Source organism: Sphingomonas sp. Leaf23 (assembly GCF_001421585.1).
Lineage (GTDB): Bacteria > Pseudomonadota > Alphaproteobacteria > Sphingomonadales > Sphingomonadaceae > Sphingomonas.
In genome coordinates, this window is sequence record NZ_LMKR01000003.1 from 25,188 (window position 1) to 44,343 (window position 19,156).

Annotated in this window: 16 protein-coding genes; 6 read left to right on the plus strand and 10 right to left on the minus strand. The window is 66.8% G+C overall.

Annotated features, from left to right (window positions below; translation table 11 throughout):
• The first annotated feature begins 52 nt into the window (after positions 1–52).
• Both ASE67_RS08445 and ASE67_RS08450 read left to right on the plus strand, forming a co-directional pair.
• Positions 53–1,432, plus strand: coding sequence for a pectate lyase family protein (locus ASE67_RS08445; protein WP_200922194.1), 1,380 nt, complete (start codon positions 53–55; stop codon positions 1,430–1,432).
• Positions 1,429–2,160 (plus strand): ThuA domain-containing protein, encoded by a 732-nt coding sequence (locus ASE67_RS08450; RefSeq protein ID WP_055759421.1) that lies wholly within the window; start codon positions 1,429–1,431, stop codon positions 2,158–2,160. Before ASE67_RS08445 ends, ASE67_RS08450 begins: the two co-directional genes overlap by 4 nt.
• Before the next feature lies 1 nt (position 2,161).
• Here the strand turns inward: ASE67_RS08450 and ASE67_RS08455 are convergent, their stop codons facing one another.
• The 3 genes from ASE67_RS08455 to ASE67_RS08465 all read right to left on the minus strand — a co-directional run bounded on the left by ASE67_RS08455 (position 2,162) and on the right by ASE67_RS08465 (position 5,160).
• Positions 2,162–2,347, minus strand: a complete 186-nt coding sequence (locus ASE67_RS08455) for a hypothetical protein (RefSeq protein ID WP_200922222.1) — start codon at positions 2,345–2,347, stop codon at positions 2,162–2,164.
• A 49-nt stretch (positions 2,348–2,396) separates the two neighbouring features.
• A complete protein-coding gene (locus ASE67_RS08460; protein ID WP_200922215.1) occupies positions 2,397–3,869 on the minus strand; it encodes a carboxylesterase/lipase family protein in 1,473 nt (490 codons plus the stop codon).
• Positions 3,870–4,122: 253 nt separating this feature from the next.
• Positions 4,123–5,160 (minus strand): LacI family DNA-binding transcriptional regulator, encoded by a 1,038-nt coding sequence (locus ASE67_RS08465; protein ID WP_055759427.1) that lies wholly within the window; start codon positions 5,158–5,160, stop codon positions 4,123–4,125.
• A gap of 119 nt (positions 5,161–5,279) precedes the next feature.
• On the opposite strand from ASE67_RS08465, the gene ASE67_RS08470 reads away from it, so the two are divergent.
• The gene (locus ASE67_RS08470; protein ID WP_055761453.1) at positions 5,280–6,107 is read left to right on the plus strand and encodes a 2-keto-4-pentenoate hydratase; all 828 of its coding nucleotides are present in this window, start codon (positions 5,280–5,282) and stop codon (positions 6,105–6,107) included.
• A gap of 176 nt (positions 6,108–6,283) precedes the next feature.
• Positions 6,284–7,567: an MFS transporter gene (locus tag ASE67_RS08475; RefSeq protein WP_055759429.1), complete on the plus strand. Its 1,284-nt coding sequence runs from the start codon at positions 6,284–6,286 to the stop codon at positions 7,565–7,567.
• 153 nt (positions 7,568–7,720) lie between these two features.
• Here ASE67_RS08475 and ASE67_RS08480 read toward each other — a convergent pair whose 3' ends face one another.
• On the minus strand, positions 7,721–8,119 hold the full coding sequence (locus tag ASE67_RS08480) for an EVE domain-containing protein (RefSeq protein ID WP_055759432.1): 399 nt from the start codon (positions 8,117–8,119) through the stop codon (positions 7,721–7,723).
• A 140-nt stretch (positions 8,120–8,259) separates the two neighbouring features.
• Here ASE67_RS08480 and ASE67_RS08485 point away from each other — a divergent pair, with 140 nt between their 5' ends.
• On the plus strand, positions 8,260–8,667 hold the full coding sequence (locus ASE67_RS08485; RefSeq protein ID WP_055759435.1) for a hypothetical protein: 408 nt from the start codon (positions 8,260–8,262) through the stop codon (positions 8,665–8,667).
• Between the two features lie 75 nt (positions 8,668–8,742).
• Entirely contained in the window at positions 8,743–9,033 is a 291-nt protein-coding gene (locus ASE67_RS08490; RefSeq protein WP_055759439.1) for a DUF3297 family protein, read from the plus strand.
• A gap of 184 nt (positions 9,034–9,217) precedes the next feature.
• On the opposite strand, the gene trhO is transcribed toward ASE67_RS08490, so the two are convergent.
• The 6 genes from trhO to ASE67_RS08520 all read right to left on the minus strand — a co-directional run bounded on the left by trhO (position 9,218) and on the right by ASE67_RS08520 (position 19,088).
• Positions 9,218–10,153 carry an oxygen-dependent tRNA uridine(34) hydroxylase TrhO gene (gene trhO / locus ASE67_RS08495; RefSeq protein WP_055759442.1) on the minus strand — a complete coding sequence of 312 codons (936 nt, stop codon included), beginning with the start codon at positions 10,151–10,153 and terminating at the stop codon, positions 9,218–9,220.
• Positions 10,153–10,956 (minus strand): LytR/AlgR family response regulator transcription factor, encoded by an 804-nt coding sequence (locus ASE67_RS08500; protein WP_055759444.1) that lies wholly within the window; start codon positions 10,954–10,956, stop codon positions 10,153–10,155. The genes trhO and ASE67_RS08500 overlap by 1 nt, the downstream gene beginning before the upstream one ends.
• On the minus strand, positions 10,953–12,053 hold the full coding sequence (locus ASE67_RS08505) for a sensor histidine kinase (protein ID WP_055759449.1): 1,101 nt from the start codon (positions 12,051–12,053) through the stop codon (positions 10,953–10,955). The genes ASE67_RS08500 and ASE67_RS08505 overlap by 4 nt, the downstream gene beginning before the upstream one ends.
• A 149-nt stretch (positions 12,054–12,202) precedes the next feature.
• Positions 12,203–14,701, minus strand: coding sequence for a TonB-dependent receptor (locus ASE67_RS08510; protein ID WP_055759451.1), 2,499 nt, complete (start codon positions 14,699–14,701; stop codon positions 12,203–12,205).
• Positions 14,702–14,855: 154 nt separating this feature from the next.
• The gene (gene ligA / locus ASE67_RS08515; RefSeq protein WP_055759454.1) at positions 14,856–16,994 is read right to left on the minus strand and encodes an NAD-dependent DNA ligase LigA; all 2,139 of its coding nucleotides are present in this window, start codon (positions 16,992–16,994) and stop codon (positions 14,856–14,858) included.
• A gap of 39 nt (positions 16,995–17,033) precedes the next feature.
• Entirely contained in the window at positions 17,034–19,088 is a 2,055-nt protein-coding gene (locus ASE67_RS08520) for an EAL domain-containing protein (RefSeq protein ID WP_055759457.1), read from the minus strand.
• Positions 19,089–19,156: the final 68 nt, after the last annotated feature.

The following is a 19,156-nucleotide window of genomic DNA, read 5'->3' on the forward strand; positions in this document are numbered from 1 at the left end:
CATTGTGCCGTCACGACGAAGCTGTCAAGAAGCGCGCGGAGAGGAAATCGATATGACCCGACGGATCGCCCTGGCCCTGTACGGCCTGCTGCCGATCGCGATGATCGCGACCGCTGCGCCGGCGCAGGAGGCCGCGACGCCGGCCACTGCGCGCGCGTTTCCGGGGGCACAGGGCTGGGCGGCGGCGACACCGGGCGGACGCGGCGGGCGGATCATCCGCGTGACGACGCTGGCGCCCGACGGCCCCGGATCGTTCAAGGCGGCGCTGGAGACAAAAGGCCCGCGTATCGTCGTGTTCGAGGTGGGCGGGGTGATCGACCTTGGCCGCACGACGCTGACCATCACTGAACCGTTTCTGACCATCGCCGGACAGACCGCACCGTCGCCCGGCATCACGATCATCCGCGGCGGCATCGACATTCGCGCGCATGACGTGATCGTCCGCCATTTGCGCGTGCGGCCCGGCCTCGACGGACAGCCCAAGCGGTCGGGCTGGGAAGTCGATGCGATGAACACCGTGTCGGCGCACAACGTCATCGTCGACCATTGCACGATGAGCTGGGCGCTGGATGAAAACCTGTCCGCCTCTGGCCCGCGGTTCGATGGGGCGACGCCCGACGACTGGCGACGCGGGACCAGTCACGACATCACCTTCAGCTATAACCTGCTGTCCGAAGGGCTGGCCGATGCGAGCCATCCCAAGGGGGAGCATAGCAAAGGCTCGCTGATCCACGACAATGCCACCAACATCCTGATCTGGCGCAATATCTATGCCCATAATGTCGAGCGCAGTCCGTTGTTGAAGGGCGGCGTGCAGGCGGCGGTGGTCAACAACCTGATCTACGACCCCGGCACGCGCGCGGTGCATTACAACCTGATGGCGCTGGAATGGGCGGGGCACGCTTATCAGGAGGGGAAGCTGTCGGCGGTCGGCAATGTGCTGCGCGCCGGGCCGTCGACCGATGCGAACCTGCCGTTCCTGATGCTCGGCGGCGATGGCGACCTGCGCTATCACGGGCGCGATAACGTCGCGGTGGACAAGCATGGCGGGGCGCTGCCGATGTTCGGGCGCTATGGCTACACGCGGGCGAAGCTGATCGAGGTGAAGACCCCGTCGGTGTGGCCGACCGGCCTGCCGGTACTACCCGCGCAGGATGTCGAGACGCATGTTTTGGCCAATGCCGGTGCGCGGCCATGGGACCGCGACGCCGACGACATTCGCGTGCTGTTTTTCGTGGCGGAAGGGCGCGGAAAGATCATCGACGACGAACGGCAAGTGAGCGAATATCCCCATCCGGTGCCGACCACGGCGCCGTTCGTCGAAGGGGAGTGGAATCTGGTGACGATGGAGCCGAAATCGGGACGCTATCCGGGGCAGAAGGGGCCGATCCAGGAATCGCTGTCGGCGCGTGACCGGGCGATGCGGCAATGATCGTCCGGCTGGTCGTCACGCTGCTGGCGTTGCTGTTCGCGGTGCCGGGCATGGCCGCGCCGCGCGTGCTGCTGTTCCACCGCGCGACCGGGTTCGTGCATGATTCCATTCCCGTGGCCGTCACCGCGTTGACCAAAATGGTGCGCGACAAGGGGATGGAGCCGGTCGCCAGTGATGATCCGGCGGTGTTCGACCAACCGCTGCGCTATGCCGCGATCGTACTGGTATCGACCACCACCGATCCGAAGCGGCCGGAGAGCGAATGGTTCGTCGGCCCGCGCCGCGATGCGCTGCAACGCTATGTCGAGGGCGGCGGCGGCATCGTCGCGATCCATGCGGCGGCCGATTCGCATTACAACTGGCCGTGGTATGCGCGGATGATCGGCGGGCGCTTTGCCCAGCATCCGCCGGGGACGCCGGAGGCCGAGGTGGCGCGCACCCCGCACCGCCACCCGGCGACCCATGGCCTGCCCGACCATTTCCGCATCGCTGACGAATGGTACGGCTTTCGCGACCTGTCGACCGATCTCGACCATCTGCTGACCTTCGACCCGCAGTCGATCGGCACCACCGACGTGAACCCGAAGCCGCTGGCGTGGGCGCATCGCGTGGGCAAGGGGCGGGTGTTCTACACCGGGCTGGGGCATCGCAAGGAAAGCTGGAGCGATCCGCGTGTGCTCGCCCATGTCGGCGGGGCGCTGGACTGGGCGACCGGGCGGCGGCGGTGACTTAACGGGGCGCGGAGAGGTCGATTTTGACCGCGTGCGACGGGATCGGAACGGTGAGAATGGCGGCTGCGCTGGCGAGGCCCGCGAGCGCCCAGCCATAGCGCCTGGCGCGTAGGTCGACGATGCCGCGGGCGAGGCAGTAAAGGTCGGCCGCTGCCAGCGCGAGCATCCAAAACGGCGATTTCATCATGGTCAGGATAGCGTCCGTCCCGGTCGGCGGCAATGAGCCTTCGCCTTCACGTCCCCGGCTGGATATACGGAAAGCGGGCGAACAGCTCGCGTTCCCAGCGACGGGGATCGTCGACCACGCGGCTGGCCGTGTCGAACACCATCGTCGCGCGCCGGGGCAGGGTGTGGCGCGGCCATTGGCGGCCGGGATCGCCGTTGCGGGCCAGCGACACGAACGCCGTCATCATCTGCGCCGACAGCGCCCGGGCGGCGGGGCTGGTGCCGCTGACCGATCCGGCGGCGTCCAGCGTGCCGAACACCAGCGGAATGTCGTCGGTATGCGCCGCCCTGCCGCCGGGGCGGGCGGGCGAGCTGTAGTCGAGCTGATAGACCCAGGCGGGCACCCCGGCGGCGGCGCGGGCTTCCGCCTCGACCACCTGTCCCGGCCAGCTGCGCCCGGCGGTGGTCGCGCGGTAGAGGATGTCATCCGGGGTCATGGTCGGGAATCGCGCGCGATACTGCGCCACGACCCATTCGGGCGGGGCATCGACGCGCAGCTGCGGGGCAATGCGGGCGGCCAGATTGTCCCAGCTGAGGTCCGGCGGCGGGGCGATGAAGGCCCGGGTTTCCTCGCGCGTGTTGCCCAGGATCAACGGGATAGAGCGGCCGAGTGGATGGGCGTCGGGCCAGAACGGATGGCGTTGCAGCGCGCGCATGTCGAGCACCGGCCCCATATAGACCCCGCCGCCCAGCACCGGGTCCTCGGCCGACAGCGCGTCGATCAGGCGGGCGACCGGCAGCGTCGAGGCTTCGGCGGGACTGGCCTTCAGCCGGGCCAGGAACGCCTGGGCGCGGCGGGTGGCGTTGAGCGGGCCGGAGGCGGTGACCTGTTGCCCGCTCATCGTCGCGGCGGCGTGGAACAGGCCTTGGGCGTCGGGCATCGCCATCAGCGTCGCGATCTTCGCCCCGCCGCCCGACTGGCCGAACAGCATGACGCGCGACGGATCGCCGCCGAAGTGCGCGATGTTGGTGCGTATCCAGTGGAGCGCGAGCAATTGATCGCGTTGTCCAACATTGCCGCTGTCGGGAAAGCGCGGGTCGAGCCGGGCGAGGTAGAGATAGCCGAGCGCGTTCAGCCGATGGTTGACCGTTACCACCACCACGTCGCCGTCCGCCGCAAGGCGGTGGCCGTGGACCAGCGGGTCGACCACGGTGCCGTTCATGTACGCGCCGCCGTGGAGATAGACCATGACCGGGCGGTTGCCGCCGCGCTGGGCATCGGGGGTCCAGATGTTGAGGAACAGGCAATCCTCATCCTGATGGTCGATGTTGGCACGTTGCGGGCAGGACGCCGCGAAATCGGTCGCCGCCAGCGTGTCGCGAACCGGCGCGGGTGGCGTAACGGCATGAAACCGAAAGCGGGTCGGGTCGACGCCGTAGCGGATGCCGCGAAAGACGTGCACGCCAGCTTCGGTCGTGCCGCGCCAGCGCCCGGCGGGGGCGGTGACGACCGGATCGGCGGCGGCGTGGGCCGGGCGCATCAGGGACAGTGCGGCGGCACCGGCGATCAGGTCGCGGCGGGCGATCGGCAGGGTCACGCAGTCTCTCTCCCGTGCCAACGCTCCCGTTTGTCCTGAGTAGCCATTGAGCTTGTCGAAATGGCGTATCGAAGGACTGCCGAAGGTGCTTCGATACGGGTCTTCGACACGCTCAGCCCCTACTCAGCAGGAACGGGTGTGGGCGGATATATCCTTGTCAGTCGGCAGGGTAATCGGTGTCATCCGCCGCCGCAAGTCACGGCTGCGGCTTGGCGACCGAGGCGCGGCGGATCAGCGTCGAGACGAACAGCGTCGCCTCCGCTTCGGGCGCATCGGCATCGGGTTCGTCGTCGTCCTCACCGATCAGCTTCAGCGCGGCGGCGCGGGCCATGGTGGCGATCGGCCACCGGACGGTGGTGAGCGGCGGCCACAGGTGCGACGCGATCGAGGTATCGTCAAACCCGACGATCGACAGGTTTTCCGGCACGTCCAGCCCGCGCTGCCGTGCGATATGCAGTGCACCCGCCGCCATTTCGTCGTTCGACGAAAAGATCGCGGTCGGGCGCGGCGACAGGTCGAGCAGCCGTTCGGCGGCGCGCATTCCCGATTCGAAGGTATAGTCGCCCTGCGCGATCCAGGTGCGTTGCACGCCGAGGCCCGCGGCCTCCATCGCCTCTTCATAGCCCTGCTGCCGCTCGAACGCTGATCGGAAGCCGTGCGGGCCGGCGATCATGCAGATGCGGCGATGGCCGGCGGCGAAGAGGTGATCGATCGCGCCGCGCACCGCCTCGCGATCGTTTGAAGACACCATATGCGCGGGATCGTCGAACGCGGCGGACCCCATGCGGACATAGCGGCAGCCGATCTGCGCACAGAGCGCCGCCAGCGCATCGTTTTCGGAAATCGGCGGCAGCAGCATGACGCCGTACGGCCGCTGGCGTTCGAGGAAGCGGCGGATTTCGTCGCGCATGTCGGGCGCACCGCGATCGACCGGATGGACCAGCAGTTCGAATTCGGTGTCGCGCAGCACCTCCAGCAACCCCTGCTGAACGCGCAACACCATCTGCGCATTGGGATTGTCGTGGATCAGCGCGATCAGGAAGTTGCGCCGCAATGCCAGCGCGCGCGCCTGCGGATTGGGGATATAGCCCAGCTCGGCGATGACCGCCTGCACCTTGTCCCGCGTCTCTCCGTTCAGCAGCGGCGACTGGTTGATGACGCGGCTGACCGTCTTCTTGGACACCCCGGCAAGGCGGGCGACGTCGTTGATGGTCGGCTGGCCGGTTTTCTTCATGGCGCAATCGATAGCGTGGGGCGGGCGATCCGCCAATGTCCCGGAGGGACGATTTCACCGCCTTGCGTGTGACACCGGTTTCCTATAGGCCCGTCGCAGTAACGGGAGAGGCTGTGGGCATGGGTAATCGCGATCGTATCGCGCAGGCGTTCGTGACGGCGCGGCAGCAGGCGGCCGGCCTGTCGCCCTATCCGGGCGAGCCGCCGACGACGCTCACCGAAGCCTATGCCATCCAGGACCGGGCGATCGCGATCGACGGGCGCGTCGTCGCTGGGTGGAAGGTCGGGCGGATCAACGCGCCGCTGGATGCGACGCTGGGCGTCAACCGGCTGGCCGGGCCGATTTTTGCCGACCAGATATTCGGGGCGGAGACGGCGACGATGGCGGTCATTGCCGACGGCTTTGCCGCGGCCGAGGCGGAATATTGCGTACGGATCGGCCGGGCGCCCGAAGCGGGCCGCACCGCCCTGTCGCTGGACGAGGCGCTGGCGCTGGTCGATGCGGTGCATATCGGCGTGGAGATCGCCAGTTCGCCCTATGCCGGGATCAACGCCGACGGGCCGCTGGTGACGATCAGCGATTTCGGCAATAATTTCGGGCTGTTGATCGGGGCAGAAGTGCCCGGCTGGCGCGAACTGGGTTTTCTCGACTGGCCGGTGGAATCGCGCATCGACGATGCGGTGGTCGGCAGCGCCACCGCGCGGGCGATGCTCGACGGGCCGATCGGCGCGGTCGCGTTCCTGGTCGATTGCCTTGCCGCGCGCGGGCAGACGCTGACGCCGGGGACCTGGGTGTCGTCGGGTGCGGTAACCGGCGTGCACCAGATTCGGCCGGGCCAGCGCTTCGAGGCGGATTTTGGCGTGCAGCATGTGCGGTGCGGGATCGTGGCGGCGGCGGGTAACGCAGACACCGGCCGTACCCCCGCGCAGGCGGGGGGCCAGGGTTGATGATCACGACGGCCTGATCCCGTGGCTCTGGATCCCCGCCTGCGCGGGGGTACGGTCGGTGGGCATCGGAACGGTGGCGGTGGGTGCGCGACGTGGTGCCATCGCCCGAAACGAATACCGCGGAATCACCCTCGTCAGAAGGGTCGATCCGCAGAGGATGCAAGCGGAGGCGTGGAATGACGGAGCAGGGTGACGGCATCGAACGCGCGGTGGCGCGCGCGGGGCGCTATCGCTGGGGGATCGTCGCGCTGTTGTTCATGGCGACGGTCATCAACTATGTCGACCGGCAGATGATCGGGGTGCTGAAACCCACCTTGTCGAAGGACTTGGGCTGGAGCGAAACTGACTTCGCCAACGTCATCTTCTTTTTCCAGATGGCCTATGCGATCGGCTATATCGGCTTTGGGCGGATCGTTGACGTGATCGGCGCGCGCATGGGCTATGCCGTCGCCTTCGTCATCTGGCAGGTGGCGCACATCGCCCATGGCGGCGCATATGGCGTGACGCAGTTCGCGATGGCGCGTTTCGGCCTGGGGCTGGGCGAGGCGGGGAATTTCCCGGCCGGGATCAAGGCGGTGACCGAGTGGTTCCCGGCCAAGGAACGCGCCTTCGCCATCGGCGTGTTCAATGCCGGGGCCAATGTCGGCGCGATCATCACCCCGCTGGCGGTGCCGGTGCTGACGGTCGCCTATGGCTGGCGCATGGCGTTCGTGGTGACCGGCGTGGTCAGCCTCGTCTGGCTGGTCGCGTGGCTCGCCTTCTATCGCTCGCCACGCGATCACCGGAAGCTGTCGGGTGGCGAGCTGGCGTGGATCGAACAGGACCCGGCCGATCCGGTGCAGCCGCTGCCCTGGGCGAAGCTGGTGACGAAGCGCGAGACGTGGGCCTATGCGCTAGGCAAATTCTGCATCGACCCGATCTGGTGGTTCTTCCTGTTCTGGCTGCCGGGCTATCTGGGCACGCGCTACGACCTCGATCTTCTTAGCTTCGGGCCGCCGCTGGTCGCGATCTACCTGTTGTCCGATCTGGGCAGTGTCGCAGGCGGATGGATGTCGTCGCGGCTGATCGCGAGCGGGCGGAGCGTCAACTTCGCGCGCAAGGCGACGATGTTCGTCTGCGCGGTGGCGGTGCTGCCGGTGCTGTTCGCCCAGTCGATCGACAATCTGTGGGTCGCGGTGCTGGTGATCGGGATTGCCACGGCGGCGCATCAGGCGTTTTCGGCGAACCTCTATACGCTCCCCTCCGACCTGTTCCCGCGTGCGGCGGTGGGGTCGGTGGTCGGGATCGGGGGGACGGTCGGCGCGGTGGGGGGCATGTTGATGGCGAAATATGCCGGTTATGTGCTCGATGGGATCGGCAGCTATGCGCCGTTGTTCTTCGTTGCCGGGTCGGCGTATTTCGTGGCGTTGTTGCTGGTGCATCTGCTGTCGCCGCGCTTGGCGCGGGTCGAGGGGGCGTAGGTCCACCCCGTCTCCCCCGTCCGGTTCGAGCAGCTTCGAGCGTAGTCGAGAAGCGTACGTCGAGAACGGGTTGCCACAAACATCGAATTCTCGACTGCCGCTTCTCGACAGGCTCGAAGCTGCTCGAACCGAACGGGGGCGAAAGGGGGAGACTCAGTCCCCCGCCAGCCCCATCACCACCGCCCATTCCGCCTCGCTGACCGGCGACACCGACAGCCGCGACTGGCGCAGCATCGCCATGTCCTTCAGCGCGTCCTCGCCCTTCATTGCCGCCAGCGTCACCGCACGGGGCAGGGGGTGGTCGGGTTCGACCCGCACCGACACCCAGCCTTCGTCGCCATCGGCCTGCGCCGTCCGGGCGATGCGCGCCACGCCCACCGCCGCCTTGTCCTTGCCCGAATGATAGAAGAGCGCGCGGTCGCCGACCGCCATCGCGCGCAGGTGTTTTGCGGCGGCATGGTTGCGCACGCCGTCCCATTCGGTGCCGGTATCGCGCACCAGATCGTCCCAGCCATAGCTGTCGGGTTCGGACTTCAGCAGCCAGTGCGCCATGGGGTATCCTTTTCCTAAACCGCCGGTGAATGTCCGGTTCCGCGTCCGTTCAGTCGCCCGGTCGTATCGAATCGATCATCGGCGCAGATGCGTCGACATGACAAGGGGCGCGATGCCCCGGACATGTAGAGGAGATTGGCATGAAGACGTTGCTGACCAAGGCGGGTCTGGGGCTGTCGCTGGCCGCCACCGCGCTCACTGCCGCTGCCCCTGCCGATGCGCAGTGGCGCCGCGGTTATGATCGGGGCTACGACCGTGGCTGGCACCGCGATCGCGGCAATGGCGGTGCGGCGGTCGTCGCCGGTATCGCCGGCCTCGCGATCGGCGCGGCGCTGGTGTCGAGCGCCAATGACGGCCGTTATCGCGACCGCTACTACCGTGACCGTGGCTATGCCTATAATTACGACGATCGGTATTATCGTCAGCGCGGCTATTACCCGAACGACGGGTATTACGCCTATCGCTACAATAACTACCAGCGTTGCTGGGTCGAGCGCCGCTACGACCCCTATTATGACCAGACGGTGCGCGTGCGCGTCTGCAACTGATCGGGCGGGGCGGGGGAGCAATCCTCCGCCCTTTCCGCTTGGCGGAGGCGGCGTTTTGCGGCATGGGCCGCGCCCATGACTGATACGCCCCCCGATCGCCTTTCGATCAATCCGCGCAGCCCGCATTTCAACCAGCCCGTGCTGGAGCGTGGCATCGGCATCCGCTTCAAGGGCGCCGAGCGCAACGACGTCGAGGAATATTCGATCTCCGAAGGCTGGATCCGCGTCGCGCTCGGCAAGAAAGTCGACCGCAAGGGCCAGCCGCTGACCATCAAGCTGTCCGGCCCGGTCGAAGCCTATTACCAGACGCCCGCCGAGGGTGAAGAAGCGCCGGCCGAGGACGTGAAGGCGGACGAGGCGGAGTAAGCGCCAGATTTACGTCGCCTCGATCCGTGCCGAGCGGATTTGCGGCGATCTATACGCTTGTTCGTCACCCCGGACTTGATCCGGGGTCCCGCTTTTTTGAACGATCGTAGCGGAAGAAGAAGCGGGACCCCGGCGCAAGGCCGGGGTGACGATGGGGTGACAATAGCGCGAGGGCCAATAGCCGCTATTCTTCCGGTCGCTCCATCCGTGCGCCCACATGCTGCTCGCCGCGCTTCGCCGCCAGCGTCACCTGCCGATGCCGTTCCGCTTTCGCCGCCAGCGTCGCCGCGTCGCGTGTGCCTGCGCAGGCGGGGCATTGCACGCCTTCCTCGAACAATGGCGAGGCGCGGTCTTCCGGGCTGACCGGCATGCGGCAGCCGCGACACAGGCCATGGGTTCCTTGCGCCAGGCCATGCCCCACCGCGACGCGTTCGTCGAAGACGAAGCATTCGCCCTGCCACGCGCTGGCCTGCTCCGGCACTTCCTCCAGATATTTCAGGATGCCGCCGTCGAGGTGATAGACATCCTCGATCCCTTCGCTTTTCAGGAAGGCGGTCGATTTTTCGCAGCGTATGCCGCCGGTACAGAACATCGCGACCTTGCGCTTGCCCGCCAGCAGGTCGTTGCGGTGCGCGCGGAACCAGTCGGGAAAGTCGCGGAAGCTGTCGGTGTGCGGATCGATCGCACCGGCGAAGGTGCCGACCTTCACCTCATACGCGTTGCGGGTGTCGATCACGACCGTTTCCGGATCGGCGATCAGCGCGTTCCAGTCGGCGGGCGCGACATAGGTGCCGACGATCGCCGTCGGATCGGTGCCGGGCACGCCCATCGTCACGATTTCGCGCTTCACGCGCACCTTCAGCCGGTGGAACGGCATGGTCGCCGCGTGGCTGAACTTGGGCGCCAGGTCCGCGCAGCCCGGCAGGGCGCGGATCGCGGCGAGCGCGGTGGCGATGCCCTCCGCGCTGCCGGCGATGGTGCCGTTGACGCCCTCGCTCGCGACCAGCAGCGTGCCGCGGATATCGGCACCCGCCAGCACTGTCTCCAATGCGTCGCGGGTCCCTCGCGGGTCGGCAATGTCCGTGAAGCGGTATAGCGCCGCGACGGTAATCCCGCTCATCAGTGGACGAAGCGCGCCACCACGTCGCGATATGAGCGGCTGACCTTTACCTGCGACCCGGATTCGAGGATCAGGAAGCATTCGCCGTTGGTGTGCGGCTTCACCTGCTTCACCAGGTCGAGATTGACGATGGTCGAGCGGTGCACCCGCTGGAACCGGCGCGGGTCGAGCCGCTTTTCGAGGTCCTTCATCGTCTCGCGCAGCACCAGCGAATTGTCGCCGGTGTTGATGACCATGTAATCGCCCGCCGCCTCGATCATCTCGATCGTGTCGACATCGACGCGGAAGATCTGGCCGCGATCCTTGATGTTGATGAGCTTTTCGAAGCGGTTCGCGCCGACCGCATCGTCGCCCTCCGCCTCCATTTCGGCCGCCGTGTCGGGGGCGACCTCGGCCAGCACTTCCTTCAGCTTCTCGACCTCGGCCTGGCCCCGCTTTTCGGTCAGGCGCTGGCGCACGCGGTCGAGCGTGTCGGCGAGGCGCGATTCCTCGACCGGCTTCATCAGGTAGTCGACTGCCTGCGCCTCGAACGCGCGGATCGCATGGTCGCTATAGGCGGTGACGAACACCACCAGCGGCGGTTCGACCTCCATCAGACCCTGCACGACCGAAAAGCCGTCGAAGCCGGGCATCTGGATATCGAGGAACACAAGGTCGGGCTTGTGGGTCTTGATCGACCGGATCGCCTCGCGACCATTCTGGCACTTGTCGATGATCTCGACATCCTCATGCGCCTGCAACCGCAGTTCGAGGCCCTGGATGGCCAACGATTCATCGTCGACAAGGATGGTACGGATGGTCATGCAGCCTCTTTGGTAACGTCTTGCGTCTGGTACGGCAGTTCGATCTCGACCACGAACCCGCCGTCGTTTCCGCCGCGGGTTTCGAAACGATGGTCGGGGCCGTACGCCTGTGCCAGCCGGTCCCGGATATTCTGTATGCCGACACCGGTGGACAGCGTCGGCCGCTTCGGCCCGTCGATCAAGCCGGGGCCGGTGTCGGACACGGCGATCTGCACCCGATCCCCGGCCAGTCGAGCGACGATCGCGATATCGGCCCCGTCCTCCTGCGGCGTGACCGCATATTTGATCGCGTTTTCGACCAGGGGTTGCAGCAGCAGCGACGGCAGGCGCGCGTGCGCCACGCGGCCGTCGATGTCGAAACTGGTGCGCAGGCGATCTTCGAACCGCATCTTCTCGATATCGAGATAGAGTTTGAGGGTTTCAACCTCCTGCTCCAGCGTGACGTGCGCGGTCGGTTCGTTGGCGAGGGTATAGCGCAGGAACGACGACAGCCGGCTGAGCATCACATTCGCCTTCTCGGTCTGTTTCAGCAGGACCAGCGTCGAGATCGAATTGAGCGTGTTGAACAGGAAATGCGGGTTCAGCTGGTAGCGCAGCATGGCGAGCTGTGCCGACGACGCCTGCATCTCCAGCATCCGCATCTCGTCGACCTGCTGTTCTACCACCAGGTAGAAATTGATCCCGAAATAGAGCGCCGACCAGCCCGACAGCACCATGAAGTTCAGGAACAGCGTGCCGAGCACCAGCGACAGGCTGACATCGGGGGAGGTGTTGCGGATGAAGGTGAAGACGAACGCGTCGATCAGCGAATAGGCAAAGGTCGCCGCCGACAGGGTGCACAGCGTCAGGAAGATCGCCGGCACGCGCGGCAGCGAGCGGTAATAGCCGTAGAGGACGCTCATCAGCAGCGTCAGGCAGTATCCGACGATCACCTCGACGATATTGCCCAGCACGATCTTCAGCGGCGCGGCGCTGGCCACCGCCGAGCTGGACCGCAGCAGCAGATAGCCAGTCCAGCCGGCCGCCTGCAGCAGCCAGAAGGCGCGGTTCTTCTGTTCGAAGAAGGGGCGCGAGAAAATGGCGGGCTTCGGCGTCATGCGCTCCGTCAGTCGTCTTGTGCCCCCATGGGCGTCATAGCCGGGCGGGGGCGGGTTGGCAAAAGTGCCTCTAGCGCAAGCGAGCCACAAACGAAAACCGCCGCCCCGTTGCCGGGACGGCGGTTGCCGTTTGGTGGGTTCGGTAAGGCTTAGAAGCCGAACTTGATCGAACCGATGACCGTGCGCGGATAGCCGACGGTGAAGTTCGGGCCGCCTGCTGCGTCGATCGCAGTGCTGATGTTGCTGAAATAGCGTTCATCGAACAGGTTGCGGACGTTCACCGACAGGCTGGTGCGCTTCAGTCCATAGTCTTCGAGGCTGAAGCGCGCGTCGAGATCGACCAGCGTGTACGCACCGACCACGACGTCGTTCAGATCGGTCGCATAACGCTCGTCGACCCACTTGCCCTGCACGCCAAGGCTGGCGGGGCCATAGTTGAACTCCGCACGACCGCCGAACTGCCATTCGGGGGTTTCCGTGACCTTCTTGCCGCGCGTCTGGATCACCGTCGTGCCACCCGTCTGGATGTTCGAAAGCAGTTCGGTGTGGGTGTACGACGCGATCGCGGTCAGCCCGACCCACGTCGCCGGACGCACCGTCACGGTGCCGTCGAAGCCATAGCTTTCCACCGCGCCGATGTTGCGGTCGACCGAGATGCCCGCTTCCTGATCGAACGAGGTGACGATGCGGTTCTGATACTTGATGTACCAACCGGTCACCTGCGACTGCACCATGCGCGTGTTGTAGCGCAGGCCGAGATCGAACGAGTCGGTCTTTTCCGGCTGCACGCGAACCATCGGCGCGCGATACAGATTGTCGGTACGCGGGGCCGAGAAGCCCTTGGCATAGCTGCCGAACATGCTGACGTTGGTGTCGGCGAAGTTGTAGGTGAAGCCGACGTTCGGCAGCACCGCGCTATAGTCGTAAGACGTCTTGTACGGGGCATAGAGCGGGATCGGGTTGCCCGAGGCGCTCGGGGTCGTGCCCGGCTGGATGATGACATAGGGCGGGTTGCCGCCGGTGCCCGCCGCCGGGATCGTCTGCGTGCTGCAATAGGCGAAGCCGTCACGCGCCTGCACCGGGCAGAAGGTCTGCAGGTTGCGCTTGAAGAACGGTGCGCGCAGACCGGCCTGGATCGTCAGCGCCCGGTCGAAGAAGCGACCGATATATTCGCCCGAGATCTGGTTCAGCAGCGCCACCGACTTGCGGTCGCGCTGGGTCAGCGTGAAGCCGCTGGCGTCCAGCACCGGGCGACCGTTGCGGCCCGAGAAAATGTCCTCGGGCATGCCGTTCGAATAGAGATAGCCCCATTCGCCGGTCTGACGATGCTGCGCATTGTCATAGGTATAGGCGACACGGACGCGCTGGTCTTCGGTGATGTCGTAGCGCAGCGAGGCGATGCCGGTGTAGCGGTTGGTATTGGTGATGTTCGGCGAGAAGAAACGCACCGTGTCGAGGAAGTCGCCATCGCCGTTGTAATCAACACCCGGCGAGGTCGTCAGGCTGCCCTTGGCACGTGCCGAGTTCTCGGCGAGCGTCGTGGTGCCGCCGCCATGCGCCAGGACATACTGGTACGAACCGTCGAGGGTCAGCGTCAGCTTGTCGGTCAGCGTGAAGCGCGAATTGGCGCGGATGTTGCCGGTGTTCGACGGATTGACGCGGACGCCGTAATAGTTCGAGCAGCCGCTCGCCGCCTGCGCGGTGCCGCGCACCGGGGTCGGCGTCGAGCAGAGCGCGTCGTTTTCGATGCCGTTGACGATCCCGAAGTTCTTTTCGTCGAAATCGATGCGGATCGGGTTGGCCGGCGACGCATTGGCGTTCAGCGGGATGATCCCGCTGCCGAGCGCGGTGCGCAGGTCGCTGAGCGTCGGGTTGCGATAGAAGTTGTTGCGGTTCTCGTTGTAATGGCCCGACACGCGGATGAAATCGCCATTGTCGCCCAGCGGCTGATAGATGCCGCCGTTGAACTGCTGCTTGCGGATGCCGCCTGGACCACGGAACTTGTCGTTCGAGGCGGTCGATGCCGCCACGAAGGCGCGGGTGCCGAACGAGGTCAGGTTGCCGGTTTCGATCAGGCCGAACACGCGGTGGAAGTCGAAATCGCCATAGGAAGCGACCATCGTCGCCGACAGCGTTTCTGACGGGATGATCGTGCGATAGTTGATCGTGCCGCCGGCGGCCGATGCGGTCGGGCTGTCGATGTCGGTCGCGCCGAGGTTCACGTTGATCTCATCGACCAGCTCGGGGTCGAGCTGCTGGTTCGAATAGATCGCGTAGTTGCCCGAATCGTTCAGCGGGAAACCATCGAAGGTCAGCGAAACGCGGTTGCCGTCGAAACCACGGATGCGGATGTTGCCGCCGGCCGAACCGAACGGATCGCTCTGGGTGAAGTTGACGCCGGGAACGATGTTCAGCGCGTCGAGCACCGTGTTGCCGGGGGTCTGCTTGGCCAGGAATTCCTGATCCAGCACGACGCGCGCCTTGGGGCTGTCGGGGATCTTGATGCCTTCGACGCCGTTGTTCGCGGCGCTGCCGGTGACGACGATTTCTTCCGATTCGAAATCGGTCGAACCGGTCGACTGTGCGAAGGCCGAGGCCGGGAGCAGGAGCGCGGCAAAGGCCACGCCGGCATAGAGCTTGGTGTTCATAAGTCCCCTTTGAATCGCAAGGTTCTGGCGCGACTCGAGTACGCTGGTTCAGGCGGTGGCATTCACCGTCCCGGCGCCAATGAACGCGCCATATTTCTATTTTGCGACAATCGAAAGCGGGGAACTCAGTCTGTTTGGGTGCGTTGCAAAAACGTCACGTTGTTGCAGCGGATACGATGTCCGCCCAGGCGGCTTCGTCGATCACGCGGATGCCCAATTCCTCCGCCTTGGCCCGTTTCGACCCGGCATCGGCACCGACCACCACCAGGTCGGTCTTCTTCGACACCGACCCCGATACCCGCGCGCCCAGCGCGTCCGCTTGTGCCTTTGCCTCGTCGCGGCTTAGCGTTTCGAGCTTGCCGGTGAAGACGACGGTCTTGCCGGTCAGTTCGGAGGCGACCGCCTTGTGCTCGACCGGGGTGGGGGTGACTTCGCGGAGGAGGTCGTCGACCACCGCGCGATTATGCTCCTCGGCAAAGAAGGCGAGGAGGGCGTCGGCGACCTCGGGGCCGATACCCGCCGTCTCGACCGCCGCGACCAGCGCGCGGCCGCGGCGCAGGACGAACTTGCGGTCGTTCTCGCCGATCGCGGGCACGGTCTCGGCGCGGACGACCAGCGCACGTTCGATCATCTCCAGAAACGCCTCAATCGAGCCGTAGCGGCGGGCGAGGTCGCGGGCGGTCACTTCGCCGACATGGCGGATGCCGAGCGCGAAGAGGAACCGGTCGAGCCCGATGCTGCGCCGCGCGTCGATCGCCGCCAGCAGCTTGTCGACGACCAGTTCCGACATGCGCTCGCGCTGGACCAGCGCGTCGCGGTGGGTGTGCAGGCGAAAGATATCGGCGGGCGAGGCGATCAACCCGTCGCGGAAGAAATCCTCGACCCGGACCAGCCCCAGACCGGCAATGTCATAGGCGTGGCGCGAGACGAAATGGATCAGCCGTTCGACGCGTTGCGCCGGGCAGACGAGGCCGCCGGTGCAGCGTACGACGACTTCGCCCTCGCCCCGTTCGGCCAGCGACCCGCATTCGGGGCAGGTGGTGGGAAAGGCCCAGGGTTCGCGCGCTTCGTCGCGGGTCAGGTTGTCGACGATCTGCGGGATGACGTCGCCGGCGCGCTGCACGACCACGCGGTCTTGCGGACGCACGCCCAGCCGTTCGATCTCGTCGGCATTGTGCAGCGTCGCGTTGGTGACGACGACCCCGCCGACCGTCACCGGCTCCAGCCGGGCGACCGGGGTCAGGGCGCCGGTGCGGCCGACCTGGATGTCGATCGCCTTCAGCGTGGTCTGCGCGCGTTCGGCGGGAAACTTGTGCGCGATCGCCCAGCGCGGGGCGCGGCCGACGAACCCCAGCCGCTCCTGCCAGTCGAGCCGGTCGAGCTTATAGACCACGCCGTCGATGTCATAGGGCAGGTCGGCGCGCGCGGCCTCGATCGCGCGATAGACGGCGAGCGCTTGCGCCGCGCCGTCGCAGCGCTGGAAGGCGTCGGCGATGGGGAAGCCCCAGTCCTTGAGCGCCTGCACCACCCCGGCCTGGCTGTCGGCGGGCAGGGCCGCGACCTCGCCCCAGCCATGCGCCAGGAATTTGAGCGGGCGCGACGCGGTGACGGCGGCGTCCTTTTGCCGCAGCGATCCGGCGGCGGCGTTGCGCGGGTTGGCGAACTGGCGCGCCTTGGCCGGATCGACGGCATCGGCGAGCAGCCGGGCGTTCAGGCCGGCAAAGTCCTGCTTCGCCATATATACCTCGCCGCGCACCTCGAACACGTCGGGCGCGGCGGCGGGCAGGGTCTGCGGAATGTCCGCGATGGTCGCGACATTGGCGGTCACGTCCTCACCCACCGCACCGTCGCCCCGCGTCAGCGCGCGGACCAGCCGGCGATCCTCGTAGCGCAACGAACAGGACAGGCCGTCGATCTTCGGTTCGGCGGTCAGCGCGACGGCTTCGTCGTCGGACAGGCGCAGGAAGCGGCGGATGCTGGCGACGAATTCCGCCACGTCGTCATCGGCAAAGGCGTTGTTGAGGCTGAGCATCGGCCGGGCATGGGCGACCTTCGCCAGATGGCCCGAGGGCGCACTGCCGACGCGCAGCGAGGGGGAGTCGGTGCGGACCAGATCGGGAAACGCCGCCTCGACCGCGCGATTGCGGCGGACCAGCGCGTCATACTCGGCGTCGCTCATCTCCGGCGCGTCGTCGCCATGATAGGCGGTGTCGGCCCGGGCGATGCGGTCGGCCAGGTCCGCCAGTTCGGCGCGGGCTTCGTCTTGCGTGGGCGGCAGGGGCTGCGTGGTCATGGGGGCAGCGCTACCGGGGGCGGCGCGCCCGATCAAGCGTCACTCCCCCGCGTCGCGTGCCGTGCTGCGGCGGATGGTGACGCGGCGTTCGACGACGATGGGATGTTCGAAATGCAGCCCGGCACGCCCGTCCTCGGCCCAGCGCAGCGTCGCCGCCGTCCACTGGCCGCCGCCGGTGTCGATGCGCAGCGTCTTGCCGATCGCTGATTCGTCGAAATCGACCAGATCGATCAGCGCGCCATTGGCCGACAGGTCGCGGATGCGGGCCGAACGACGGGTGCCATCCACCTCCAGCGTGGTTGAGCGCAGCATCCGCGTGCGCGGCGACCGCGGTGCCTTGGGCCCCCGCGGGGTCAGCGCGCCGCCCTCCGCCAGCAGCCGTGCGGCGGTGGCGGCATTGTCGAGCGGCTGGCCATAGACGAACCCCTGCACGTCGTTGCAGCCCAGTTCGCGCAGCGCGGTCAGTTCGTCGTGATATTCCACGCCCTTGGCCGTGATGTCGATGCCCAGCATCTCGGCCATCGTCGTGATCGCGCGGACGACGGCGGCGTTGCGCCCTTCGGGATCGCTGACGCCGCGGACGAACGACCGGTCGATCTTGATCCGGTCGAACGGCACGCGGCGCAGGCACGACATCGACCCCTGGCCCGCGCCGAAATCGTTGAGCGCGATCCGTACGCCGATGCCGTGCAGCGCGGCGAAGGTGCCGATCGCGGCACGCATGTCGCGCAGCACGCTGTCTTCGTCGAGGTCCAGTTCCAGCCGTTCGGGCGGCAGGCTCGATCGGGCGACGGCGTTGGCGATGATCGCGGGCAGCGCCGGGTTGGTGAACTGGGTGCCCGACAGGTTGACCGACAGCCGCGCGGTGCCGGGCCAGGTGGCGGCGTCGTGGCAGGCGGTGCGCAACACCCATTCGCCGATCGATTCGATCAGCTTGCATTCCTCCGCCACGCCCAGAAACTCGGCGGGCAGCAGGGTGCCGCGCGTCGGATGCTGCCAGCGCAGCAGCGCTTCGAACCCGGTGATCCGGCCATCGTCCAGCGCCACGACCGGCTGGTACACGATCCGCATCTGGTCGCGCGCCAGCGCGACGCGCAGGTCGTCCTCCATCTGCCGCCGCGACCGCGCACCGTCGAGCATCGCGTCGTTGAAGAAGCGCGCGACGCCGCGCCCGGCATCCTTGGCGGCATAGAGGGCAAGGTCGGCATGGCTGACCAGCGCGTCGGGGGTGGTGCCATGGTCGGGCGAGACGGCGATGCCGACCGAACAGCCGATCGATACCGCCGCACCGTTCAGGAAATAGGGCTGCGAGAGCGCGACGATGATCGCCTGTGCCAGCGTCGCCATTTCCGCGCGGTTGCCGATCCGCGGCAGGATGACCTTGAATTCGTCGCCGCCCAGCCGGCCGACCAGCCCGGCATCGCCGACGGTGCGCAGCAGCCGCTGCGCCACCTGTTTCAGCAGCGCGTCGCCGACCGGATGGCCCATCGTATCGTTGACCGCCTTGAACCGGTCGAGGTCGAGCAGGAACAGCGCGATGCCGTCATAGCCCGGCTGGGCCAGCGTCTGTTCGAGCGACATCCGCATCCGTTGCCGGTTGGCAAGGCCGGTCAGGCTGTCGAACAGCGCGAGGCGGGTGATCGCCGCGTCCGACTGGCGGACGGCGGCCATGTCGGTGCCGGTGCCGACGAATCCTTCGAACCGGCCATAAGGGTCGGTGAACGGGCTGCCCGATACGGTCCAGCTGCCCCCGCCATGCCCCGCCGCCGCCGCCGGGCTGACGGCATAGTTGGTGAAGGCGGTACGCGCCGAGAGGTGAAAGGCGATGGTGCGTTCGGCATCGCCCTGCGCCGATTCGTCGCCGGCGATGCGCAGCACGTCGATCAGCGGCCGACCGACCGGATCGATGCCGGCGGCGGCGAACACCGCGACGATCTTTTCGCTCAGATACGCGATCCGGCCGTTGCGATCGGTCTGCCAGAACCAGTTGGGGCTGTGATCCTCCGCTTCGCGGATCAGGCGCAGCGTACGGTCGGACGGCGCGCGTACGCTATCGTCGGTCCCCTGGACCAACGACCGCAGTGCCGCCTTCAAACCACCGCTCGTCAATGCGCTTCCCCCGCGTGATGCGTGGCAAGGATAGCGTCACAGAAGTGAACGAA